This window comes from Micromonospora sp. NPDC050276 (genome assembly GCF_044459545.1).
Taxonomy (GTDB): Bacteria; Actinomycetota; Actinomycetes; order Mycobacteriales; family Micromonosporaceae; genus Micromonospora.
This window is the reverse complement of record NZ_JBITJA010000012.1, coordinates 28,897-45,364: the sequence shown is the minus strand read 5'-3', so window position 1 is coordinate 45,364 and position 16,468 is coordinate 28,897. Positions and strand designations below refer to the sequence as shown.

The 16,468-nt window shown below is 72.1% G+C and carries 15 protein-coding genes; 5 read left to right on the top strand and 10 right to left on the bottom strand.

Annotation, left to right across the window (positions count from 1 at the left end):
• Positions 1 to 15: 15 nt before the first annotated feature.
• The 6 genes from ACIBF8_RS24325 to ACIBF8_RS24300 form a co-directional block, all read right to left on the bottom strand.
• The gene (locus tag ACIBF8_RS24325) at positions 16 to 411 is read right to left on the bottom strand and encodes a phage holin family protein (protein ID WP_396785858.1); all 396 of its coding nucleotides are present in this window, start codon (positions 409 to 411) and stop codon (positions 16 to 18) included.
• Positions 408 to 1,043, bottom strand: a complete 636-nt coding sequence (locus ACIBF8_RS24320) for a hypothetical protein (protein ID WP_396785857.1) — start codon at positions 1,041 to 1,043, stop codon at positions 408 to 410. The genes ACIBF8_RS24325 and ACIBF8_RS24320 overlap by 4 nt, the downstream gene beginning before the upstream one ends.
• Positions 1,044 to 1,251: 208 nt before the next feature.
• Positions 1,252 to 1,656 (bottom strand): DUF3263 domain-containing protein, encoded by a 405-nt coding sequence (locus tag ACIBF8_RS24315; protein ID WP_396785856.1) that lies wholly within the window; start codon positions 1,654 to 1,656, stop codon positions 1,252 to 1,254.
• A gap of 111 nt (positions 1,657 to 1,767) precedes the next feature.
• Positions 1,768 to 2,784 (bottom strand): ABC transporter permease subunit, encoded by a 1,017-nt coding sequence (locus ACIBF8_RS24310; protein WP_396785854.1) that lies wholly within the window; start codon positions 2,782 to 2,784, stop codon positions 1,768 to 1,770.
• The gene (locus ACIBF8_RS24305; protein WP_396785852.1) at positions 2,781 to 3,791 is read right to left on the bottom strand and encodes an ABC transporter ATP-binding protein; all 1,011 of its coding nucleotides are present in this window, start codon (positions 3,789 to 3,791) and stop codon (positions 2,781 to 2,783) included. Before ACIBF8_RS24305 ends, ACIBF8_RS24310 begins: the two co-directional genes overlap by 4 nt.
• A gap of 121 nt (positions 3,792 to 3,912) precedes the next feature.
• Complete coding sequence (locus ACIBF8_RS24300) at positions 3,913 to 4,698, bottom strand: DeoR/GlpR family DNA-binding transcription regulator (RefSeq protein WP_053654382.1); 786 nt, start codon at positions 4,696 to 4,698, stop codon at positions 3,913 to 3,915.
• A gap of 200 nt (positions 4,699 to 4,898) precedes the next feature.
• Here ACIBF8_RS24300 and ACIBF8_RS24295 point away from each other — a divergent pair, with 200 nt between their 5' ends.
• The 3 genes from ACIBF8_RS24295 to nagA are packed head-to-tail and all read left to right on the top strand — an operon-like array spanning position 4,899 to position 7,902.
• Positions 4,899 to 5,828 carry an SIS domain-containing protein gene (locus ACIBF8_RS24295; RefSeq protein WP_396785850.1) on the top strand — a complete coding sequence of 310 codons (930 nt, stop codon included), beginning with the start codon at positions 4,899 to 4,901 and terminating at the stop codon, positions 5,826 to 5,828.
• Positions 5,829 to 5,848: 20 nt separating this feature from the next.
• Positions 5,849 to 6,796 (top strand): ROK family protein, encoded by a 948-nt coding sequence (locus ACIBF8_RS24290; RefSeq protein WP_396786028.1) that lies wholly within the window; start codon positions 5,849 to 5,851, stop codon positions 6,794 to 6,796.
• Complete coding sequence (gene nagA / locus ACIBF8_RS24285) at positions 6,793 to 7,902, top strand: N-acetylglucosamine-6-phosphate deacetylase (RefSeq protein WP_396785848.1); 1,110 nt, start codon at positions 6,793 to 6,795, stop codon at positions 7,900 to 7,902. Before ACIBF8_RS24290 ends, nagA begins: the two co-directional genes overlap by 4 nt.
• Before the next feature lie 307 nt (positions 7,903 to 8,209).
• Here nagA and ACIBF8_RS24280 read toward each other — a convergent pair whose 3' ends face one another.
• Positions 8,210 to 9,421 (bottom strand): DUF4032 domain-containing protein, encoded by a 1,212-nt coding sequence (locus ACIBF8_RS24280; RefSeq protein WP_396785847.1) that lies wholly within the window; start codon positions 9,419 to 9,421, stop codon positions 8,210 to 8,212.
• A 132-nt stretch (positions 9,422 to 9,553) separates the two neighbouring features.
• On the opposite strand from ACIBF8_RS24280, the gene ACIBF8_RS24275 reads away from it, so the two are divergent.
• Both ACIBF8_RS24275 and ACIBF8_RS24270 read left to right on the top strand, forming a co-directional pair.
• A complete protein-coding gene (locus ACIBF8_RS24275) occupies positions 9,554 to 10,291 on the top strand; it encodes a phosphatase PAP2 family protein (protein WP_396786026.1) in 738 nt (245 codons plus the stop codon).
• Between the two features lie 11 nt (positions 10,292 to 10,302).
• Complete coding sequence (locus tag ACIBF8_RS24270; RefSeq protein WP_396785846.1) at positions 10,303 to 11,541, top strand: APC family permease; 1,239 nt, start codon at positions 10,303 to 10,305, stop codon at positions 11,539 to 11,541.
• A gap of 28 nt (positions 11,542 to 11,569) precedes the next feature.
• Here ACIBF8_RS24270 and ACIBF8_RS24265 read toward each other — a convergent pair whose 3' ends face one another.
• From ACIBF8_RS24265 to ACIBF8_RS24255, 3 genes are read right to left on the bottom strand one after another with little or no spacing between them, the layout of a single operon-like run.
• Positions 11,570 to 12,325 carry an ABC transporter permease gene (locus ACIBF8_RS24265; RefSeq protein ID WP_396785844.1) on the bottom strand — a complete coding sequence of 252 codons (756 nt, stop codon included), beginning with the start codon at positions 12,323 to 12,325 and terminating at the stop codon, positions 11,570 to 11,572.
• 26 nt (positions 12,326 to 12,351) lie between these two features.
• Entirely contained in the window at positions 12,352 to 13,341 is a 990-nt protein-coding gene (locus tag ACIBF8_RS24260; RefSeq protein WP_396785842.1) for an ATP-binding cassette domain-containing protein, read from the bottom strand.
• A gap of 30 nt (positions 13,342 to 13,371) precedes the next feature.
• Positions 13,372 to 16,224, bottom strand: coding sequence for a BTAD domain-containing putative transcriptional regulator (locus ACIBF8_RS24255; protein ID WP_396785841.1), 2,853 nt, complete (start codon positions 16,222 to 16,224; stop codon positions 13,372 to 13,374).
• Positions 16,225 to 16,468 lie beyond the last annotated feature (244 nt).

Sequence of the window (16,468 nt, the reverse complement as noted above, 5' to 3'; positions counted from 1 at the left end):
TCCCTCCCGACTCGTTCACCGACCCCGCAGGGCGTCCGGCAGCTCCCGGGCAGTCTGCTTTGTCCGGGGCAGAACCGCGCGCGCCCGCTTCAGCTGGGTCCGAGCGTTGATGAAGAGGCCACCGCCCACGGCGGCCCAGATGACCGCGACGATCAGCGCCGCCCACCCCTGGTCCATCGTGTTGGACAGCCCCCACCACAGGGCGTACGACACGAACAACACCGCCAGGAACCCGGCCAGCGCGGCACCACCGAACATGCCGCCGGCCTTGCCGACCTGGCTGGCCTCCTCGCGCAACTCGGCCTTGGCCAGCTCGACCTCCTTGCGCACCAGGGTGGACATGTCCCGGGTCACATCACCGATCAGCTCGCCGACCGAGGCCTGGGTCCGCTCCTTCTCCGGGGCGCTCACGGCGCCACCCCGCCGGGCAGGTTCCGCGCCGGCTGGCCGGTGGGCGAGACGTTCTGCGCCCGGGCCGTCCCCACGTACGGCTGACCGGCGTCCGCCGGTGCGCCCTGCGCTGGTGACGAAGCACCGGACCCGCTGCCACCCTGGCCGTTGCCCGAGGGCGGTGCGGTCAGGCCACGGGTGAGCCGCCCCACCAGCAGCCCGGCTACCGCCGCGCCCGCGAGGAACGTCGCCGGGTGGCGCCGCGCGTACGTGCGGACCTCGTCGAGCACCTCGCCGGGTTCGCGCTCGTCGAGCCAGCCGGCCGTTTGCTGGGCGGCGTCGGCCGCCTTGCGTACCACCTGACCGGCCAGTCCGGCATCGCCGTCCCGCTCAGCCATCGAACTGAGGTTCTGACCCAGGTCGCGCAGCCCTGCGGCGGCCCGCCGCTGCTGCGACTGCGCCTGCTCCCGAAGCTGCCCAGTGGCCTCGCCGGTCAACTGCTGGGCCTGCCGCCGCGCCTCCGCAGCCACCTGCCCGCCCTGCTCAGCGGCGGTGTGAGCAACCTGCCCCCCGGCCTGCGCGGCCTGCTGGCCGACCCGGGAGGCCTCCTGTCGGGCCTGCTGCCCACGTCCGCTCTGGTTCGTTGCCGTCATGCTCCGCTCCCCTCCTGGGTTCTCGGTCGCCTGGCGACCCCGGAACACCTCCCGCCTACCCGCCCGGCCGGCCGCCATGCGGCTAGCCCGGCTGACCGACGCTAGACAGCGCGATCTTGCACTTTGTGTCCCGGCAAAGACCCATAAAAACCGCGAAACGGCAACAGAAAGTGCAAGATCGCGGGGGTGGGGTGGGGTGGGGTGGGAGTTAGCGGCGGCGGTTGCGGGCTCGTGAGGAGCGCAACCGGCGGAGTCGGCTGATCAGCACCGGGTCGGCGGCGAGCGCGGCCGGATTGTCCAGCAGGCCGTTGAGCAGCTGGTAATACCGAGTCGACGAGATCCCGAAGGTGTCTCGGACGGCCTGCTCCTTGGCACCCGCGTGCCGCCACCACTGCTGCTCGAAAACGAGGATGGCCCGCTCCCGTTCGGTCAGCCCCGGGGCGGGATCAGGGGGCTGCGCCGACTCGTCGGCGGGCGACGCCGACTCGTCGGTGATCTCGATGGGCGGCGCCGGTCGGGGGTTCGGGACGGCCGGTCCGCCGCCACCCGCCGCGTCACCCGGACGAGCGTCGGTGGACGGCTCGGGGGTGGCCGGGGTGGCGTCGGCGGACATGTCGCTCAGCCTAGCCAGGGGCGAGCAGGGACGCAGCAAGCGGCGCGGCCGGCCCCGCGCCGCCGGGAACCCCGACGGCCGGGCCGACCGCGCCGCGTCACTTCGGTCAGGTCAGGAGATGTCGCGGCGACGCATCGCCCAGAGCGCCGCCCCGAGGATCACCACCACCCCGACCGAGAGCAGGACAGAGGACTGCTGCCAGGTGATCTCCATCGTGGCCGGCTCACACTGCCCGAAGTAGGTCGCGTTGCAGGAGTTCCAGTCCTCCAGTTTGACCGTCTTTGTCATCCAGGCCAGCGCGTACGTGGGCAGCAGCCACGCCTCGGCGAACCGCACGCCCGCCATGGACAGCAGGATGCCCAGACCGAACTGGCCGACCACCATCACCGCCACCACGCCACCGAGGGCCATCGCGGTGTGCCGACCCAGCGAGGCGAGGGCGAAGCCGATGGTGGTGAGCACCAACACCAGCGCCACACCGCGGACGCCGGTCAGCAGGAACGACTGCCAGGCACCCGAGGTCATCTTCTCGGTGCTGCCGCGGAACGTGGCCACCGCCCAGAATCCGGCGAACCAGAGCACCGCGGCGGGCAGCGTCACCGCCAGGATGCCGGTGAGCAGCGCGGCCAGCTTGGTGAGCAGTACGGTGAGCCGCTTCGGCCGCCAGAGCAGCAGGTTCATCATGCCGCCGGTGCTCCACTCGGCACCGACGAAGGACGCGCCGATGACGAACCCGACCAGGGCGAGGATCGCCGCGAACGGGATCAGTGTCTCGTCGAACGTTTCCCGGAAGTTGAACGTCGAGGGCAGGAACCACTTCGCCTCGATCTGGTCCCGGGACGGGGCCGTGATCATCGAGCAGTCGTCCGGGTAGCGGCCGTCGGTCGCCGTACCGGCCGTCTTGGCCTGCTCGCACGCGGCGCGCTCCTGCTCGCTCCAGCGCACCTGCTCCTGGTACTGCTGGTCGGCCTGCCGCTCGGCCTTGGCGAGCTGGCCGGCGTCGATCTTCTGGTTGGTGAAGAACACCCCGACCACCACGGCAGCCAGCACCAGCAGGCCGAGCAGCGTCATGTAACGGGTGAAACGCCGCTTGGCGAGCCGGCGCAGCTCCGTACGAAAGAGGCTCACGCGCCCCACCCTCCTCCGGCAGGACCGGGCTGACCCGACCCGCCGACCTTCATGGACTCGTCGACCTGCCGGTGCTGGCCGGGTACCGGCGCGGTGGCGGTCAGTTCGAGGAAGACACTCTCCAGATCGACGGCGATCGGCGCCAACTCACTGACGTAGAGGTTCTTCTCGGCGAGCAGCCGGGTCACCGCCGCCGGCTTGTCGACGCCGGCCAGCATCAGGTGGTCCGGGTGACCGGTGACCCGGATCCCGGCCTGGGTGAGCGCCTCGGTGGCCAGCGGCAGGTCACTGACCGCCTCCAGCCGGATCCGGACCGCACCGGACGAGTGCTGTGCGAGCACCTCGTCGACCGGGCCGAACGCGACCCGCCGGCCGAGCGAGATGATGGTGACCGAGTCGCAGATCAGCTGGATCTCACCGAGGATGTGGCTGGACAGCACCACCGTCATGCCGGACTCGGCGAGGTTGCGCATCAGCGTGCGCATCTCCCGGATGCCGCCCGGGTCGAGGCCGTTGGCCGGCTCGTCGAGGATCAGCAGCTTCGGGTTCTTCAGCAGGGCAGAGGCCACGGCGAGCCGCTGCTTCATGCCCAACGAGTACGTCTTGACCCGCTCACCGGCCCGGTCGCGCAGCCCGACGAGCTCCAGCACCTCGTCGACCCGGGCCGCCGGCACCTCGCCCGCCCCCGCGAGCAGGGCCAGCGTGTCCCGTGCCGTGAAGTGCGGGAAGAACTGCGGGCTCTCCACGATCGCGCCGACCTGGCCGGCGACCGTGGGCAGTGCGTCGGGGACCTCGTGCCCGAGCAGCGCCATCCGGCCGCCGTCGGGTCGGATCAGGCCGAGCAGGGTACGCAGCGTGGTGGTCTTGCCGGACCCGTTGGGACCCAGGAAGCCGTGCACCTGCCCCGCGTCGACCCGCATGTCGAAGCCGTCGAGCGCGTTGCGGGTGCCGCGTCGACGACTCTTGTACGTCTTACGTAGACCTTCGATCTCCAGGACAGCTGGCAAGCTGCACCTCCCCCGATGGGTGGGCGTGACAGCCGACACCATACGCGGTATGCAGCAGTGCGCAATACGCGGTATGCATCGACGCGCCGATCGGGCTACTTCATTGACGGAGCGTGACCGGTCAGGCGCAGACGACCTGTACGCCGGCAGCGCGGAACGCGTCCACCACCTCCGGGGCGGCGCCGGAGTCGGTCACCAGCGTCTCCACCCGTTCGACCGGGCAGATCCGGGCGAAGGCGTGACCGCCCAGCTTGGACGAGTCCGCGATGATCACCACGCGCTTGGCGCGGGCCACCATCAGGTTGTTCATCGCCGCCTCTCCCTCGTGATGGGCGGCGGCCCCGAGCTGCGGATCGATGGCGTCCACACCGAGCAGGGCGACGTCCAGGGTGACCTCGCGCAGCAGCGCCCCACCCAGCGGACCGACCAGCTCGAACGACTTCGGACGCACCACGCCGCCGGCCACCACGACCTTCATCCGGGAGCGGACCAGCAGCTCGTTGGCAATGTTCAGCGCGTTGGTCACCACGGTGAGCTGGGCGCCTTCGGCGCTGGTGTTCAGATCCGGTCGGACGGCGAGCGCCCTCGCCACCTCGGTGCTGGTGGTGCCGCCGTTCAGGCCGACCACCGTGCCCGGCGTGACCAGCGCCGCAGCGGCCGCCCCGATCCGCTGCTTCTCGGCCGAGTGCTTGGCCGTCTTGTAGCGCAACGGCAGGTCGTACGACACGCCGTTGGCGACCGCGCCGCCCCGAGTCCTCGTGATCATCTGCTGTTGCGCGAGCTGGTCGAAGTCACGTCGGATGGTGGCCTGGGAGACGTCCAGCCGCTCGGCTGCCGCCTCGACGCTGACCCGGCCGTTGTCCGTCAGCATTTCGAGCAGGGCGTTCCATCTGGCGTACCGGTCCACCGCGGGGGCCCTCCCAGCAACTGCACGGACGGTGATTGATTGCGTGCACACTAGTGCGCGAAACTAGGCTGGCGCAAAAGACTGACCTGCGCGATCGGCTGGCCGGTTGCCATGGTCACCCGCGTTCGCGCAGAATAACGCGCGAAATGCGGGTCTAACGAGCCGTATTGCGCACCGGTCGGCCCTTGCGAGGAGTTCCCATGGCGTACGTGGACGCGGAGATCGCGAGCCAACCCGACTGCTGGCGGGAGGCGGCCGCACTGGCGAACGTCGTGCGCGGTCACCTGCCGCGCCCCGGTGAGCGGGTCGCCGTCGTCGGTTGCGGCACGTCGTGGTTCATGGCGATGGCGTACGCGGCCCGCCGCGAGCAGGCCGGCCTGGGCGAGACCGACGCGTTCCAGGCGTCCGAGTTCCCGGCCGGCCGCCGCTACGACCGGTTGATCGCGATCACCCGTTCCGGCACCACCACGGAGGTGCTGGACCTGCTCGCCGCGCTGCGCGGCCGGACACCCACCACCGTCATCGTCGGTGACCCCGCATCCCCGGCGGTCGAGCTGGCCGAGGCAACAGTCGCCATGCCCTTCGCCGACGAGCGGTCGGTGGTGCAGACCCGCTTCGCGACCACCGCGTTGGCCCTGCTCCGGGCCCACCTGGGCGACCCGGTCAGCGCGCTCGCCGCCGACGCCGAGGTGGCGGTACGTTCCCCGCTGCCGATCGACCCGGCCACCATCGAACAGGCCACTTTCCTTGGTCGGGGGTGGACGGTCGGGCTGGCCCAGGAGGCGGCGCTGAAGTGCCGTGAGGCGGCCACCTTCTGGGCCGAGGCGTACCCGGCGATGGACTACCGGCACGGGCCCATCTCGGTCGCCGCGCCGGGCCGGCTGGTCTGGGCGTTCGGTGAGCTGCCCGACGGGCTGCCCGAGGATGTCGCCGCCACCGGCGCGGCCTTCGTGCACAGCCGCACGCACGGTTGGCGCACGGTGCTGGGCAGCTGGTCCGCCGGTCGTACCCCGGTCGACCCGATGGCCGACCTGATCCTGGCCCAACGCTTCGCGGTCGCGCTGGCGACCAGTCGGGGCCTCGACCCGGACGCGCCCCGACACCTGACCCGGTCCGTGGTGTTGGCGTGAGCGACCGCGACGCCGTGGGCATGGACCGCGTGGTCGTCGCGCTGGACGTCGGCGGCACCGGCATGAAGTGCGCCCTGGTCCGACCGGACGGCGTCGCGATCCGCACCGAGCGGCACCCCACCGACGCCGCGCGTGGCCCGGCCGCCGTGGTCGACACCATCCTGGACGTGGCCGGTGGGCTGGCCGACAAGGGCCGCGCCGACGGGCTCACCCCGATCGCCGTCGGCATCGCCGTGCCCGGGGTGGTGGACGAGGCGCGCGGAGTCGCGGTCTGGTCGGCGAACGTGGGCTTCCGGGACGTACCCCTGCGGGACCTGGCGGTGACGCGGCTCGGCCTGCCGACGGCGATCGGCCACGACGTGCGCGTCGGTGGCCTCGCCGAGGCCCGGCTCGGCGCCGGACGCGGCACCGGGCACGTGCTGTTCGTGGCGATCGGCACCGGCATCGCGGCCGCGCACGTCGTCGACGGCACGGCGGCCGTGGGCGCCCACGGCGCCGCCGGGGAAATCGGCCACATCCTGGTCCGGCCGAACGGCCCGCGCTGCGGCTGCGGCCGACCCGGCTGTCTGGAGGCGATCGCGTCGGCAGCCGCGATCGGTCGCCGCTACGCCGAGCTGGCCGGTGAGACTGCCGACGCGCCGGTGACGGCGGCCGAGGTGGCCGAGCGGGCCGCCGCCGGCGAACCGCTCGCCAGCCAGGTCTGGCAGGAGGCGATCGAGGCGCTCGCCGATGGCCTCGCCAGCGGGCAGGCCCTGTTCGACGTGGCGACGATCGTGCTCGGCGGCGGCCTGGCCCAGGCCGGGGACGGGTTGCTGACCCCGCTGCGGGCGGCGTTGCACGAGCGAATGACCTTCCACCGGGAGCCGCAGCTGGTCGCGGCAGCCCTCGGCGACGAGGCCGGTTGCCTCGGTGCCGCACTGCTCGCCCTGGACGCCGTGCGCGTCCTTAACCATCAGGAGAAGCGATGACCGTACGGGTGAACGGCCGAGTGGTGACCCCGACCGGCGTCGTCCGACAGGGCTGCGTCGAGTGGGACGGCGATCGGATCACAGCGGTGGCCGAGTACCCGTCGGTGCGCGACGGGCACTGGATCCTGCCCGGCTTCGTCGACATGCACACGCACGGCGGCGGCGGGCACACCTTCACCACCGGGGAGGCCGAAGAGGCTCGCGCGGCGGCGGACTTCCACCTGGCGCACGGCACCACCACCCTGCTGGCCAGCCTGGTCAGCGCGCCCTACTCGCTGATGCGGGCGGCCACCGAGGCGTTCGCGCCGCTGGTCGACGAGGGCGTGTTGGCAGGGGTCCACTTCGAAGGCCCGTACCTGTCGGCCGCCCGCTGCGGCGCACAGAATCCCGAGTACCTGCGCGACCCGTCGACCGACGAGCTGACCGAGCTGATCGAGCTGGGTCGGGGCGCGATCCGGATGGTCACCCTCGCTCCGGAGCGCGACGGCGCACTGGAGGCGATCAAGCTGCTCACCGCGCAGCGGGTGGTGGCGGCGGTTGGCCACACCGACGCCACGTACGAGCAGACCCGCGCGGCGGTCGCCGCCGGCGCCAGTGTCGGCACCCACCTGTTCAACGGGATGCGGCCGGTGCACCACCGCGAGCCGGGCCCGGTGGTGGCGCTACTCGACGCGCCCACCGTGATCTGCGAGCTAATCGGCGACGGGGTGCACCTGCACGACGGCATGCTGACCTTCGCCACCGCCACCGCCGGGCCGGACCGCGCCGCGCTGATCACCGATGCGATGGCCGCCGCCGGAATGCCCGACGGCGAGTACGAACTGGGCGGCCAGGCCGTCACCGTCGCTGACGGGGTGGCGCGGCTGGCCCGTGACGGCGCGATCGCCGGCAGCACGCTGACCATGGACGCCGCGCTGCGGCACGCCGTGAACGCCGGCATCCCGATCGTCGACGCCGCACGGATGGTCGCCACCACCCCCGCGCGGGCCATCGGCCTGGGCGACCGGGTCGGTTCCCTGCAGGTGGGTCTCCGCGCCGACCTGGTAGTGCTCGACGACGACCTCAACGTGGTGCGAGTGCTGCGTGAGGGCTCCTGGGTGGAGTGACGCCGGAGCCTTCGCGCGCAGGCGGCCGGTCGCGGGCGTGCCCCCGACCGGCCGCGCCTGTTGGGCCTGTTGGTCTGTTGGGCCTGTTGGTCTCTTGGGCCTGTTGCGCTGCCTGTCGAGCTGCCCCAGATTCGGGGCGGACGAGCAGCCGGCGGGCGGGCGAGCAGCCGGGCGGGCGGCGGGCCGGGTGTAGGCGCTCGGTGTCGGTGCACCGCACACCAGCCCGCCCCACATTCGGGGCAGCTCGACAGGGCGTTAGGAACCCTTTGGAGTTGACTCGTCTACGACATCAGCTCCAGGCTGAGGCTCAGCTCAGGGTGGCGACTTCCACGCCGAGGACGGCCTGCTCGTCGGGGCGGTGCACCAGGACGTCGGTCAGGTACGACTGGACCGCGTGGCGCATCCCCACGTCCCGGCCGGCCCGCTCGGAGAGCAGCCACTTGTGCTCGATGATCTGGGCGAACAGCTCCTGCGGCTCCAACTTGCGGCGCAGGTGCGCGGGAACGGCCCGGACCACCGGCTCGAAGACCTCGGTGAGCCAGCGGTGCGCGGCCTGCTGTTCGTCGATCAGGTCGCTCTCCGCGCGGTAGGCGTCCAGGTCGTTGAGCAGCTTGCGCGCCTGGTTCTCCTCGGCGTCCAGCCCGGTCAGCCGCAGCAACCGCCGGGTGTGGTAGCCGGCGTCGACGACCTTTGGTCGGACCAGGAACCGCCCGTCGTCGATGGATGACATGGCCACCTCGGCGACGTCGAAGCCCAGTTCGTTGAGCCGGCGGATCCGGCCCTCGATGTCGTGCCGGGCCTCCCGCTCGATCGCCTGCTCATAGGTGATCTCGTGCCAGAGCCGCTCGTAGCGCTGCACGACCTCCTCGCAGACCACCTCCGGGTCGATGGACTCGTGCAGCAGGCCGGCGGCCTGCAGGTCCAGCGCCTCACCGAAGATGTTCACCCGGGCGATCTCCAGATCCTCGCCGCGCTGACCGTTGGAGAGCGAGGTGTGCAGCGCGCCCGTCTCGGCGTCCACCAGGTAGGCGGCGAACGCGCCCGCGTCCCGCCGGAACAGGGTGTTCGACAGCGAGCAGTCGCCCCAGAAGAAGCCGGTCAGGTGCATCCGCACGATCAGGGCGGCGAGCGCGTCGAGCAGCCGGCTCATCGTCTCCGGCCGGAGGGTGTGCGAGAACAGCGCCCGGTACGGCAGCGAGAACTGCAGGTGCCGGGTGATCAGCACCGATTCGAGCGGCTCCCCGTCCTCGGTCTGCCGGTCGGCGACGACCGCCACCGCCTCGACCGACGGAAAACCGATCCGCTCCAGGGCCCGGAGCAGGTCGTACTCCCGCTCGGCGATCCGCTCGCGGGTCTCCTTGAACGCGTACACGTACTCGCCCAGCCGGACAAACCGGACGATGTGTCGGGAGATGCCCTGCGGCAGCGCCACCAGGTGTTGGGCAGGCCACTCCTCCAGCGGTGTCGACCAGGGCAGGTCGAGCAGCGCCGGGTCCACGAGGGCAGACGTGATCCGCACGGGCACAAGCATGACTGGTCGCCCCCCGCATCCGCCTCACATCGTGGTTGGGCCCACAGCACCAAACATCCGGTCCTCGCGCCGGACCGGTAGCGTGGTCGCGTGCTCAAACCCACGGCGGTACGACGTGACCTGCGGCTACGGCCTGTCCGCCCGGCCGGCTGGTGGTTCGACGCGCTCCTCCTGGTCTCTCTGGTCGGGTTGACGGCGGCGCTCGCCGCCGACCACCTCTTCGGGGTGGACCGGGCCGTCGCCGACTGGGCCGACGGGCACCGACCCACGCTCGCCTACTGGGTGGCCCGGGTGTTCAACCTGCTCGGCCAGGGCACCCCACTGACTCTGATCGCCGCTGGGTTGGGTGTGCTGCTGGCCGTCCGGCTGCGGTCGGTGCGGCCGATCCTGCCGCCGGTGGTCGGCTTCGTGCTGACCTACCTGACGATCGGTCCGCTCAAGGTCTGGACCGCCCGGGCGGCACCGAGCGCCAGCATCAAGGAACCCTTCCTGCCAGCCGAGCAGACCCTGCCGTTGTTCCACGACGACCTGCCGGTCCGATTCGCCCAGTCCTACCCGTCGGGGCACGTCGCCAACGCCATCGTCTGGTACGGCGTCATCGCACTGCTGCTCGCCCCGCTGGCCCGCAGCTTCGGCCGGCACCTACCGGCCCGGCTCGTCACCGTGATCCGCATCGTGCCGCCGCTGGTCGTCCTCACCACCACCACCTACCTCGGCTGGCACTGGCTGACCGACTCGGCGGCTGGGCTGCTGCTGGGCCTGCTCCTGGACCGGGTGCTGCACCGGGTGCCCTGGGACGACGTGCCACTCCCCGGCCGGTTACGCGAATGGGACCGGCCGTTCACCTCGTACCCCTAGGGTTTCGCCTCGTGAATCAACTGGCGCGGCGGCTCGGCGTACCCGATGCGGTTGTCATCGGGTTGGGCTCGATGCTCGGCGCGGGCGTCTTCGTGGTCTTCGGCCCGGCCGTGGCGGCGGCCGGCGGAGCTGGCTTGCTGCCGGCGCTGGTGCTGGCCGGCTTCATCGCCTTCTGCAACGCGACCAGCTCGGCGCGGCTGGCGGCCCGCTATCCGGAGTCCGGCGGCACCTACGTGTACGGCCGGGAACGGCTCGGGCCGTTCGCCGGGTTCCTGGCCGGCTGGGGCTTCGTGGTCGGTAAAACGGCGAGTTGCGCGGCGATGGCGTTGACCATCGGGGCGTACCTCTGGCCGGGCCAGGCGCGGCTGGTCGCCGTCGGCGCGGTGCTCGCGGTGACCGGGGTCAACCTGCGCGGCATCGGCAAGACCGCCACCGTGACCAGGGCCCTCGTCGCACTGGTGCTCGCGGTGCTGGCCCTCGTCACGGTCGTCGGTGTGCTGGGCGGGCCGGTGCACCTGGGCCGGCTCGGCGAACCCGGCGGCTCGGCGCGGGGCGTGCTCACCGCCGCTGGGCTGCTCTTCTTCGCCTTCGCCGGGTACGCCCGGATCGCCACGCTCGGCGAGGAGGTCCGCGACCCGCAGCGGACCATTCCGCGCGCGGTGCCGCTGGCGCTCGGGGTGGTGCTCGCGATCTACCTGGTGCTGGCCGTGGTCGCGCTCGGCGTGCTCGGCGCCGACCGGCTGGCCGGTTCCGCCGCGCCCCTGGTCGACGTGGTGACCGCCGCCGGGCTGCCCGGCCTCGCGTGGGTGGTCCGCACCGGTGCCACCATCGCGGTCGTCGGGGTGCTGCTCTCCCTGGTCGCCGGGGTCGGCCGGACCACCCTCGCGATGGCCCGTCGCCGTGACCTGCCCGGCGCGCTGGCCGCCGTGCACCCCGTGCACCAGGTGCCGCGCCGGGCCGAACTGGCGGTCGCCGCCGTGGTGATCGTGGTGGTGCTGCTGGGCGACGTACGCGACGCTATCGGCTTCTCCAGCTGCACCGTGCTCGTCTATTACGCGATCACCAACGCGGCGGCGCTCACGCTGGGCCGGGAGTCTGGTCGTCGGCTGCCGGTGCAGGTGCTCGCCGGCTTGGGGCTGGCCGGGTGTCTGCTACTCGCGGTCAATCTGCCCGTGACCAGCGTGCTGGCGGGGTTCGGTGTGCTCGCGGCCGGTGCCGCCTGGTACGCGCTCCGCCGCTCGCGCCGGTGACCCGGAGGGGCCACCGGCGCGCGAGGATTCAGCGGCTGAGCCGTCGGTAGCGGCGCACGGCCAGCGGAGCAAACGTCGCGATCAGCAACACCGGCCAGAGCACCGCCAACAGCACCGCGTGCTCCGCCGGCCAGGAGTCGCCACCCAGGCCCGGGTTGCCGAACAGTTCACGGATCGCCGCGACGGTGGCCGACAGCGGGTTCCACTCCGAGATCGTCCCGATGACCGACGGCATCAGCTCGGGCGACACGAAGACATTGGAGATCGCGGTGAAGGGGAACGCCGCCGGAAAGACGATCACACCGACCGTGTCCGGGTTGCGGACCAGCAACGCCAGGTAGATCCCGACCCAGGTGATCGCGATTCGCAGCAGCAGGAGGAGCCCAACGGCAAGCAGCGCTCTGCCCACACCGAGGCGCCACTGCCACCCGACGAGCAGGCCACACACCAGCAGGGTGGACATCTCCAGCAGGGCGCGCAACAGGTCGGCGGCGCTGCGACCGGTCATCAGCGCGGACCGTGCCATCGGCATCGACCGGAACCGGTCGACCACCCCCCGACTGAGGTCCAGCGCCAAGCCGGTCGCGGTGGCCCCCAGCCCGTACAGCATCGTCATCACGAAGACCCCGGGCAGCAGGAACTCCCGGTAGTTGCCACCACCGGACACCTGCATGCCGCTGCCGAAGACGTACCCGAAGACCAGCACGAACATGATCGGCAGCGAGAAGTAGAGGATCAACTCCTCCGGCGCGCGGATCACGTGGGTCATGTTCCGCCTGGTCATCGTCCAACTGTCCGTGATCGCTGCCGTCATGCCGCGTCCGCCTTTCGGCCGGCCCCGACGGGTTCGCGGGTCTCGTCCGGACGGCGCCCGGTCAGGTGCAGAAACGCCTCGTCCAGCGTCGCGCGCCGCAGGCCGACGTCCTCGACCGCGATCCCGGCGTCGTCCAGGGCACGTACCACGTCGACCAACGCCGTGACGCGGTCGACCACCGGCACGCTGAGCCGCCGAACCTCCGGGTCGAGCTCGGGCTCCGCGCCGCAGATCGGCGCGATGATGCGGGCGGCCCGGGTCACCTCGGCGGCCTCGCGCACCACCACCTCGATCCGGTCACCACCGGTCATCGACTTCAGCTCGTCCGGTGAGCCCTCGGCCACCACCCGGCCGACGTCGATCACCGAGATCCGGTCGGCGAGCTGGTCGGCCTCCTCCAGGTACTGGGTGGTGAGCAACACCGTGGTCCCGTCCGCGACCAGACCGCGGACCAGGTCCCACACCTGGTTGCGACTGCGCGGGTCCAGGCCGGTCGTCGGCTCGTCCAGGAAGAGCACCCGCGGCGTACGGATCAGGCTGGCGGCGAGGTCCAGCCGGCGGCGCATCCCACCCGAGTACTCACCGGCGGACCGGCTCGCCGCCTCCTCGAGCCCGAACCGTTCCAGCAGTTCGCCGGCGCGTCGACGGGCCTCCCGTCGGCCGAGCCGGAACAACCGGCCGAACAGCTCCAGGTTCTGCCGGCCGCTGAGGATCTCGTCGACCGCGGCGTACTGCCCGGTCAGCCCGATCCGGGCCCGCACCTCGTCGGGCTGCCGCAGCACGTCGTACCCGGCCACGGTGGCCCGTCCCGTGTCGAAGCGCAGCAGCGTGGTGAGGATTCGTACGGCCGTCGTCTTGCCCGCGCCGTTCGGCCCCAGCAGTCCGTGGACCGTGCCGGCCGGCACGGTCAGATCGAACGCGTCGAGCGCCCGGGTCGGGCCGTACCGCTTGCCCAGGCCCTCGGCGACCACTTCGAATGTCGTCATGCCCCCACGGTGCGGTCGGGCGCTGACGGATCACGCACCGTCCACTGACGGCGGCGCACCGGCCTTCTCCGCCTCGGTAATCTCCTGCAGAGCGAGAAGGATCTCCGCACGGGCGGCCTCGCCGACATACCAGCCGGTGAGCCCGCCGATCAACGCCTCCTCGCAGAACCGCCGCGCCGCGGCCAGGTCACCGCGCAGGCGCGCCACCTGGGCGAGGCCGAGCCGGGCGCTGGCCACGAACTCGGGCGCGCCGCTGCGCTGCGCGAGGAGCAGCGCACCGGCGAAGTCGTCGTGCGCCGCCGCGAGGTCACCGGCGCGCAGCCTTATCTCACCCCGGGTACGCAGCATGTCGGCCTGGTCGACGGCCGACCCGAGCGCCTCGACCAGGCCCATGGCCTCGTCCATGTGGGCGCCCGCCGTCTCCGGATCGCCCTGCCACGCCGCCAGCTCGCCGAGCGCACCAAGCGTGATCATGGAACCCCACCGGTCCCCGGTTTTTCGGAAGCCGTCGAGCGCGGTGGTCAGCGCGGCCCTGGCCCGGTCCTGCTCACCACACCACATCAACGTCGAGCCCCTTCCCATCGCGACAAGCGCGTTGATCCACGGGTCCCGGCCGACCAGCCACTGCAGCTCCCGTGTCAGCTCGTCGACGTGCTCGACTCCGCCGGATGGCGGTCCGGTCGAGATCCCCGACAGGTACAGCAAGAAGGGTTGTCGCGGCGGCCGGTCGAGGCTGCGGATCACGGCGTGCTGCGTCCCGAGAGACGGCAGGTGACCGGAACCGGCGAGCGACGCGTTGTAGACGCAGAGGGCGAACTCCTCGCTCATTCCCGGCGGTGCTTCGGCGCCGAGCAGTTCGAGGACGTCGGCCGCCAGCCGCGCCCCTTCCCCACGCATGCCGCGCAGCCACCAGTAGAACGACAGGGCCGCGACCAGCCCCGCCGCGTCGGACGCGTCACCGGCGGCGGTGGCACGGCGCAGCGCCGCGTGCAGGTTGTCCCGCTCCGCGTCGAGCCGTCGCAGCCAGTGCAGCTGCTCCGCGCACCGGAGGTGGTCGCTGGCGGTCCAGGCGAACTCCAGGAAGTACGCGGTGTGCGCGCGACGCATTTGGTCGGCCTCGCCGGCCTCGGCGAGACGCTCGGCGCAGAAGGCCCGCACCGTTTCGAGCATCCGGTACCGGCCGCCGGTCATCTCCACGAAGGACTTGTCGACCAGACCGGTGAGCGCGTCGACGAACTCGGCGCCGGGCAGGCCGCAGACCCGCCCGGCCGCCTCCAGCGTGGCCCCACCGGCGAAGACGGTCAGCCGTCGGGCCAGTCGCCGTTCGGCGTCGTCGAGCAGGTCCCAGCTCCATTCGACCACCGCCCGGAGGGTGCGGTGCCGGGGCGCCGCAGCACGGCTGCTCATGGACAGCATCCGGAACCGATCGTCCAGTTGGGCGGCCACCTCGGCGACGGGCAACGCTCGCAGTCGCGCGGCGGCCAACTCGATGGCCAACGGCAGGCCGTCGAGCGTGCGGCAGATCCGCAGGACCAGCTCGACGTTGGCCGGGGTGACGGTGAAATCGGGTACGACGTCGGCCGCCCGCTGGGCGAAAAGGCTGACCGCCGCGTAGTCGTCGGTGTCCAGCGCCGATGCGCCGAGCGGTGGCAGGGTGAGCCCGGACAGCGGGCACAACGCCTCACCGGCCAGCCCGAGCGGCTCGCGGCTGGTGGCCAGGACGCGCAATGCCGGGCACCCGCTCAACAACCGGGCGGCAAGCCGGGCCGCGTCGGCGATGACGTGCTCGCAGTTGTCGAGCACCAGCAGCAGTCGCCGCTCGGCGAGCGCCTCGACCAGCCGATCGGTGGTCTGTCGGCCTGGCTCGGCCGGGGCGCGCAGGCCGGCGTCGCGCAGGCCGAGCGCGCTCAGCACCGCCTGCGGGACGTCCGAACCGTCGGCCAGCCCCGCCAGCTCGACGAAACGGACCTCCCCGTCGACCCGGCCCGCGGCCTCGATCGCCAGGCGCGTCTTGCCCGCGCCCCCGGGGCCGGTGAGGGTGACCAGCCGCCGCTCGCCGAGCAGCTCGCCGACGCGTTTTAGCTCATCCTCCCGCCCGACGAACGTGGTGAGCTGGCCCGGCAGCGCGGGTTCGGCCGACCCGCGTTCCTCGCCACGCAGCACCGCGAGATGAATCGCGGCCAGCTCCGCCGACGGGTCGACGCCGAGCTGGTCGGCCAGCGTGCGCCGGGCGTCCTCGAACTCGGCCAGCGCCTCCGCCGGCCGACCCAAGGCGGCCAGGGCGCGCATGAGCTGGCCCCGCGAGCGCTCCCGCAGCGGATGCGTGACGACCAGTTCCCGCAGCTCCGCGATCAGCGCGCCGTGTGCGCCCAACGCCAGGTCCGCCTCAACCCGATCCTCGATGGCGGCCAACCGCAGTTCGTCCAGCCGGGCCGCCTGCGCGGGCGCGCCGCCTGCACCGATGGCATCGGCCAGGGCGGGACCACGCCACAGCTCCAGCGCCTCGCGCAACACGGCCGCCGCCCGGGGCCAGTCACCGTCGACGAGCGCGCGGCGACCCGCCTCGGCGAGCCGCTCGAACCGGTACGCGTCGACATCGTCGGGATCCACGGCGAGGCGATAACCGGCCGGGTGAAACTCGACCGGGTCGTGCCCGGCCGGCAGGGCCTGCCGCAGCCGCGACACCTGGGACTGCAGCGCGTTGGCCGCACCTCGGGGTGGATGATCGCCGTACAGGCCGTCGATCAGTCGCTCGGTGGAGACCACCCGACCCGCGTCGAGCAGCAGGAGCGCCAGTAGCGCGCGCAGCCGCGGACCGCCCACGGGGACCTCTCGCCCGTCGGCCAGCACCACCTGGGTCGGCCCCAGGATGCGGAAACGCATGCCATGGATTGTCGCCCACTGCCGGCCGGTTCCTGCGGACCGATCCGCCGCCCCTGCTGATCTGGAGGGTCAACCGCTGAGCGCGCGGCGGAGATCCTTCATCAGGAGCAACAGGTGCATGGGGTCGGTGGGCTGGCCTCGAACTTAGCCAGCCCACAGTCGAAGTCACGGGTGGCTCTGCTCTCGCGGTGAACGAGCATCTTCCTTACGCCGATGACTCGGCTGCGGCCGCGATTCGGCCGCC

Excerpts from the sequence above, each read along its gene's own strand:
- ACIBF8_RS24320 (WP_396785857.1), bottom strand. The coding sequence starts at position 1,043 with ATGACGGCAACGAACCAGAGCGGACGTGGGCAGCAGGCCCGACAGGAG.
- ACIBF8_RS24315 (WP_396785856.1), bottom strand. The coding sequence starts at position 1,656 with ATGTCCGCCGACGCCACCCCGGCCACCCCCGAGCCGTCCACCGACGCT.
- ACIBF8_RS24295 (WP_396785850.1), top strand. The coding sequence starts at position 4,899 with ATGGCGTACGTGGACGCGGAGATCGCGAGCCAACCCGACTGCTGGCGG.
- ACIBF8_RS24290 (WP_396786028.1), top strand. The coding sequence starts at position 5,849 with ATGGACCGCGTGGTCGTCGCGCTGGACGTCGGCGGCACCGGCATGAAG.
- nagA (WP_396785848.1), top strand. The coding sequence starts at position 6,793 with ATGACCGTACGGGTGAACGGCCGAGTGGTGACCCCGACCGGCGTCGTC.
- ACIBF8_RS24265 (WP_396785844.1), bottom strand. The coding sequence starts at position 12,325 with ATGACCAGGCGGAACATGACCCACGTGATCCGCGCGCCGGAGGAGTTG.
- ACIBF8_RS24260 (WP_396785842.1), bottom strand. The coding sequence starts at position 13,341 with ATGACGACATTCGAAGTGGTCGCCGAGGGCCTGGGCAAGCGGTACGGC.
- ACIBF8_RS24255 (WP_396785841.1), bottom strand. The coding sequence starts at position 16,224 with ATGCGTTTCCGCATCCTGGGGCCGACCCAGGTGGTGCTGGCCGACGGG.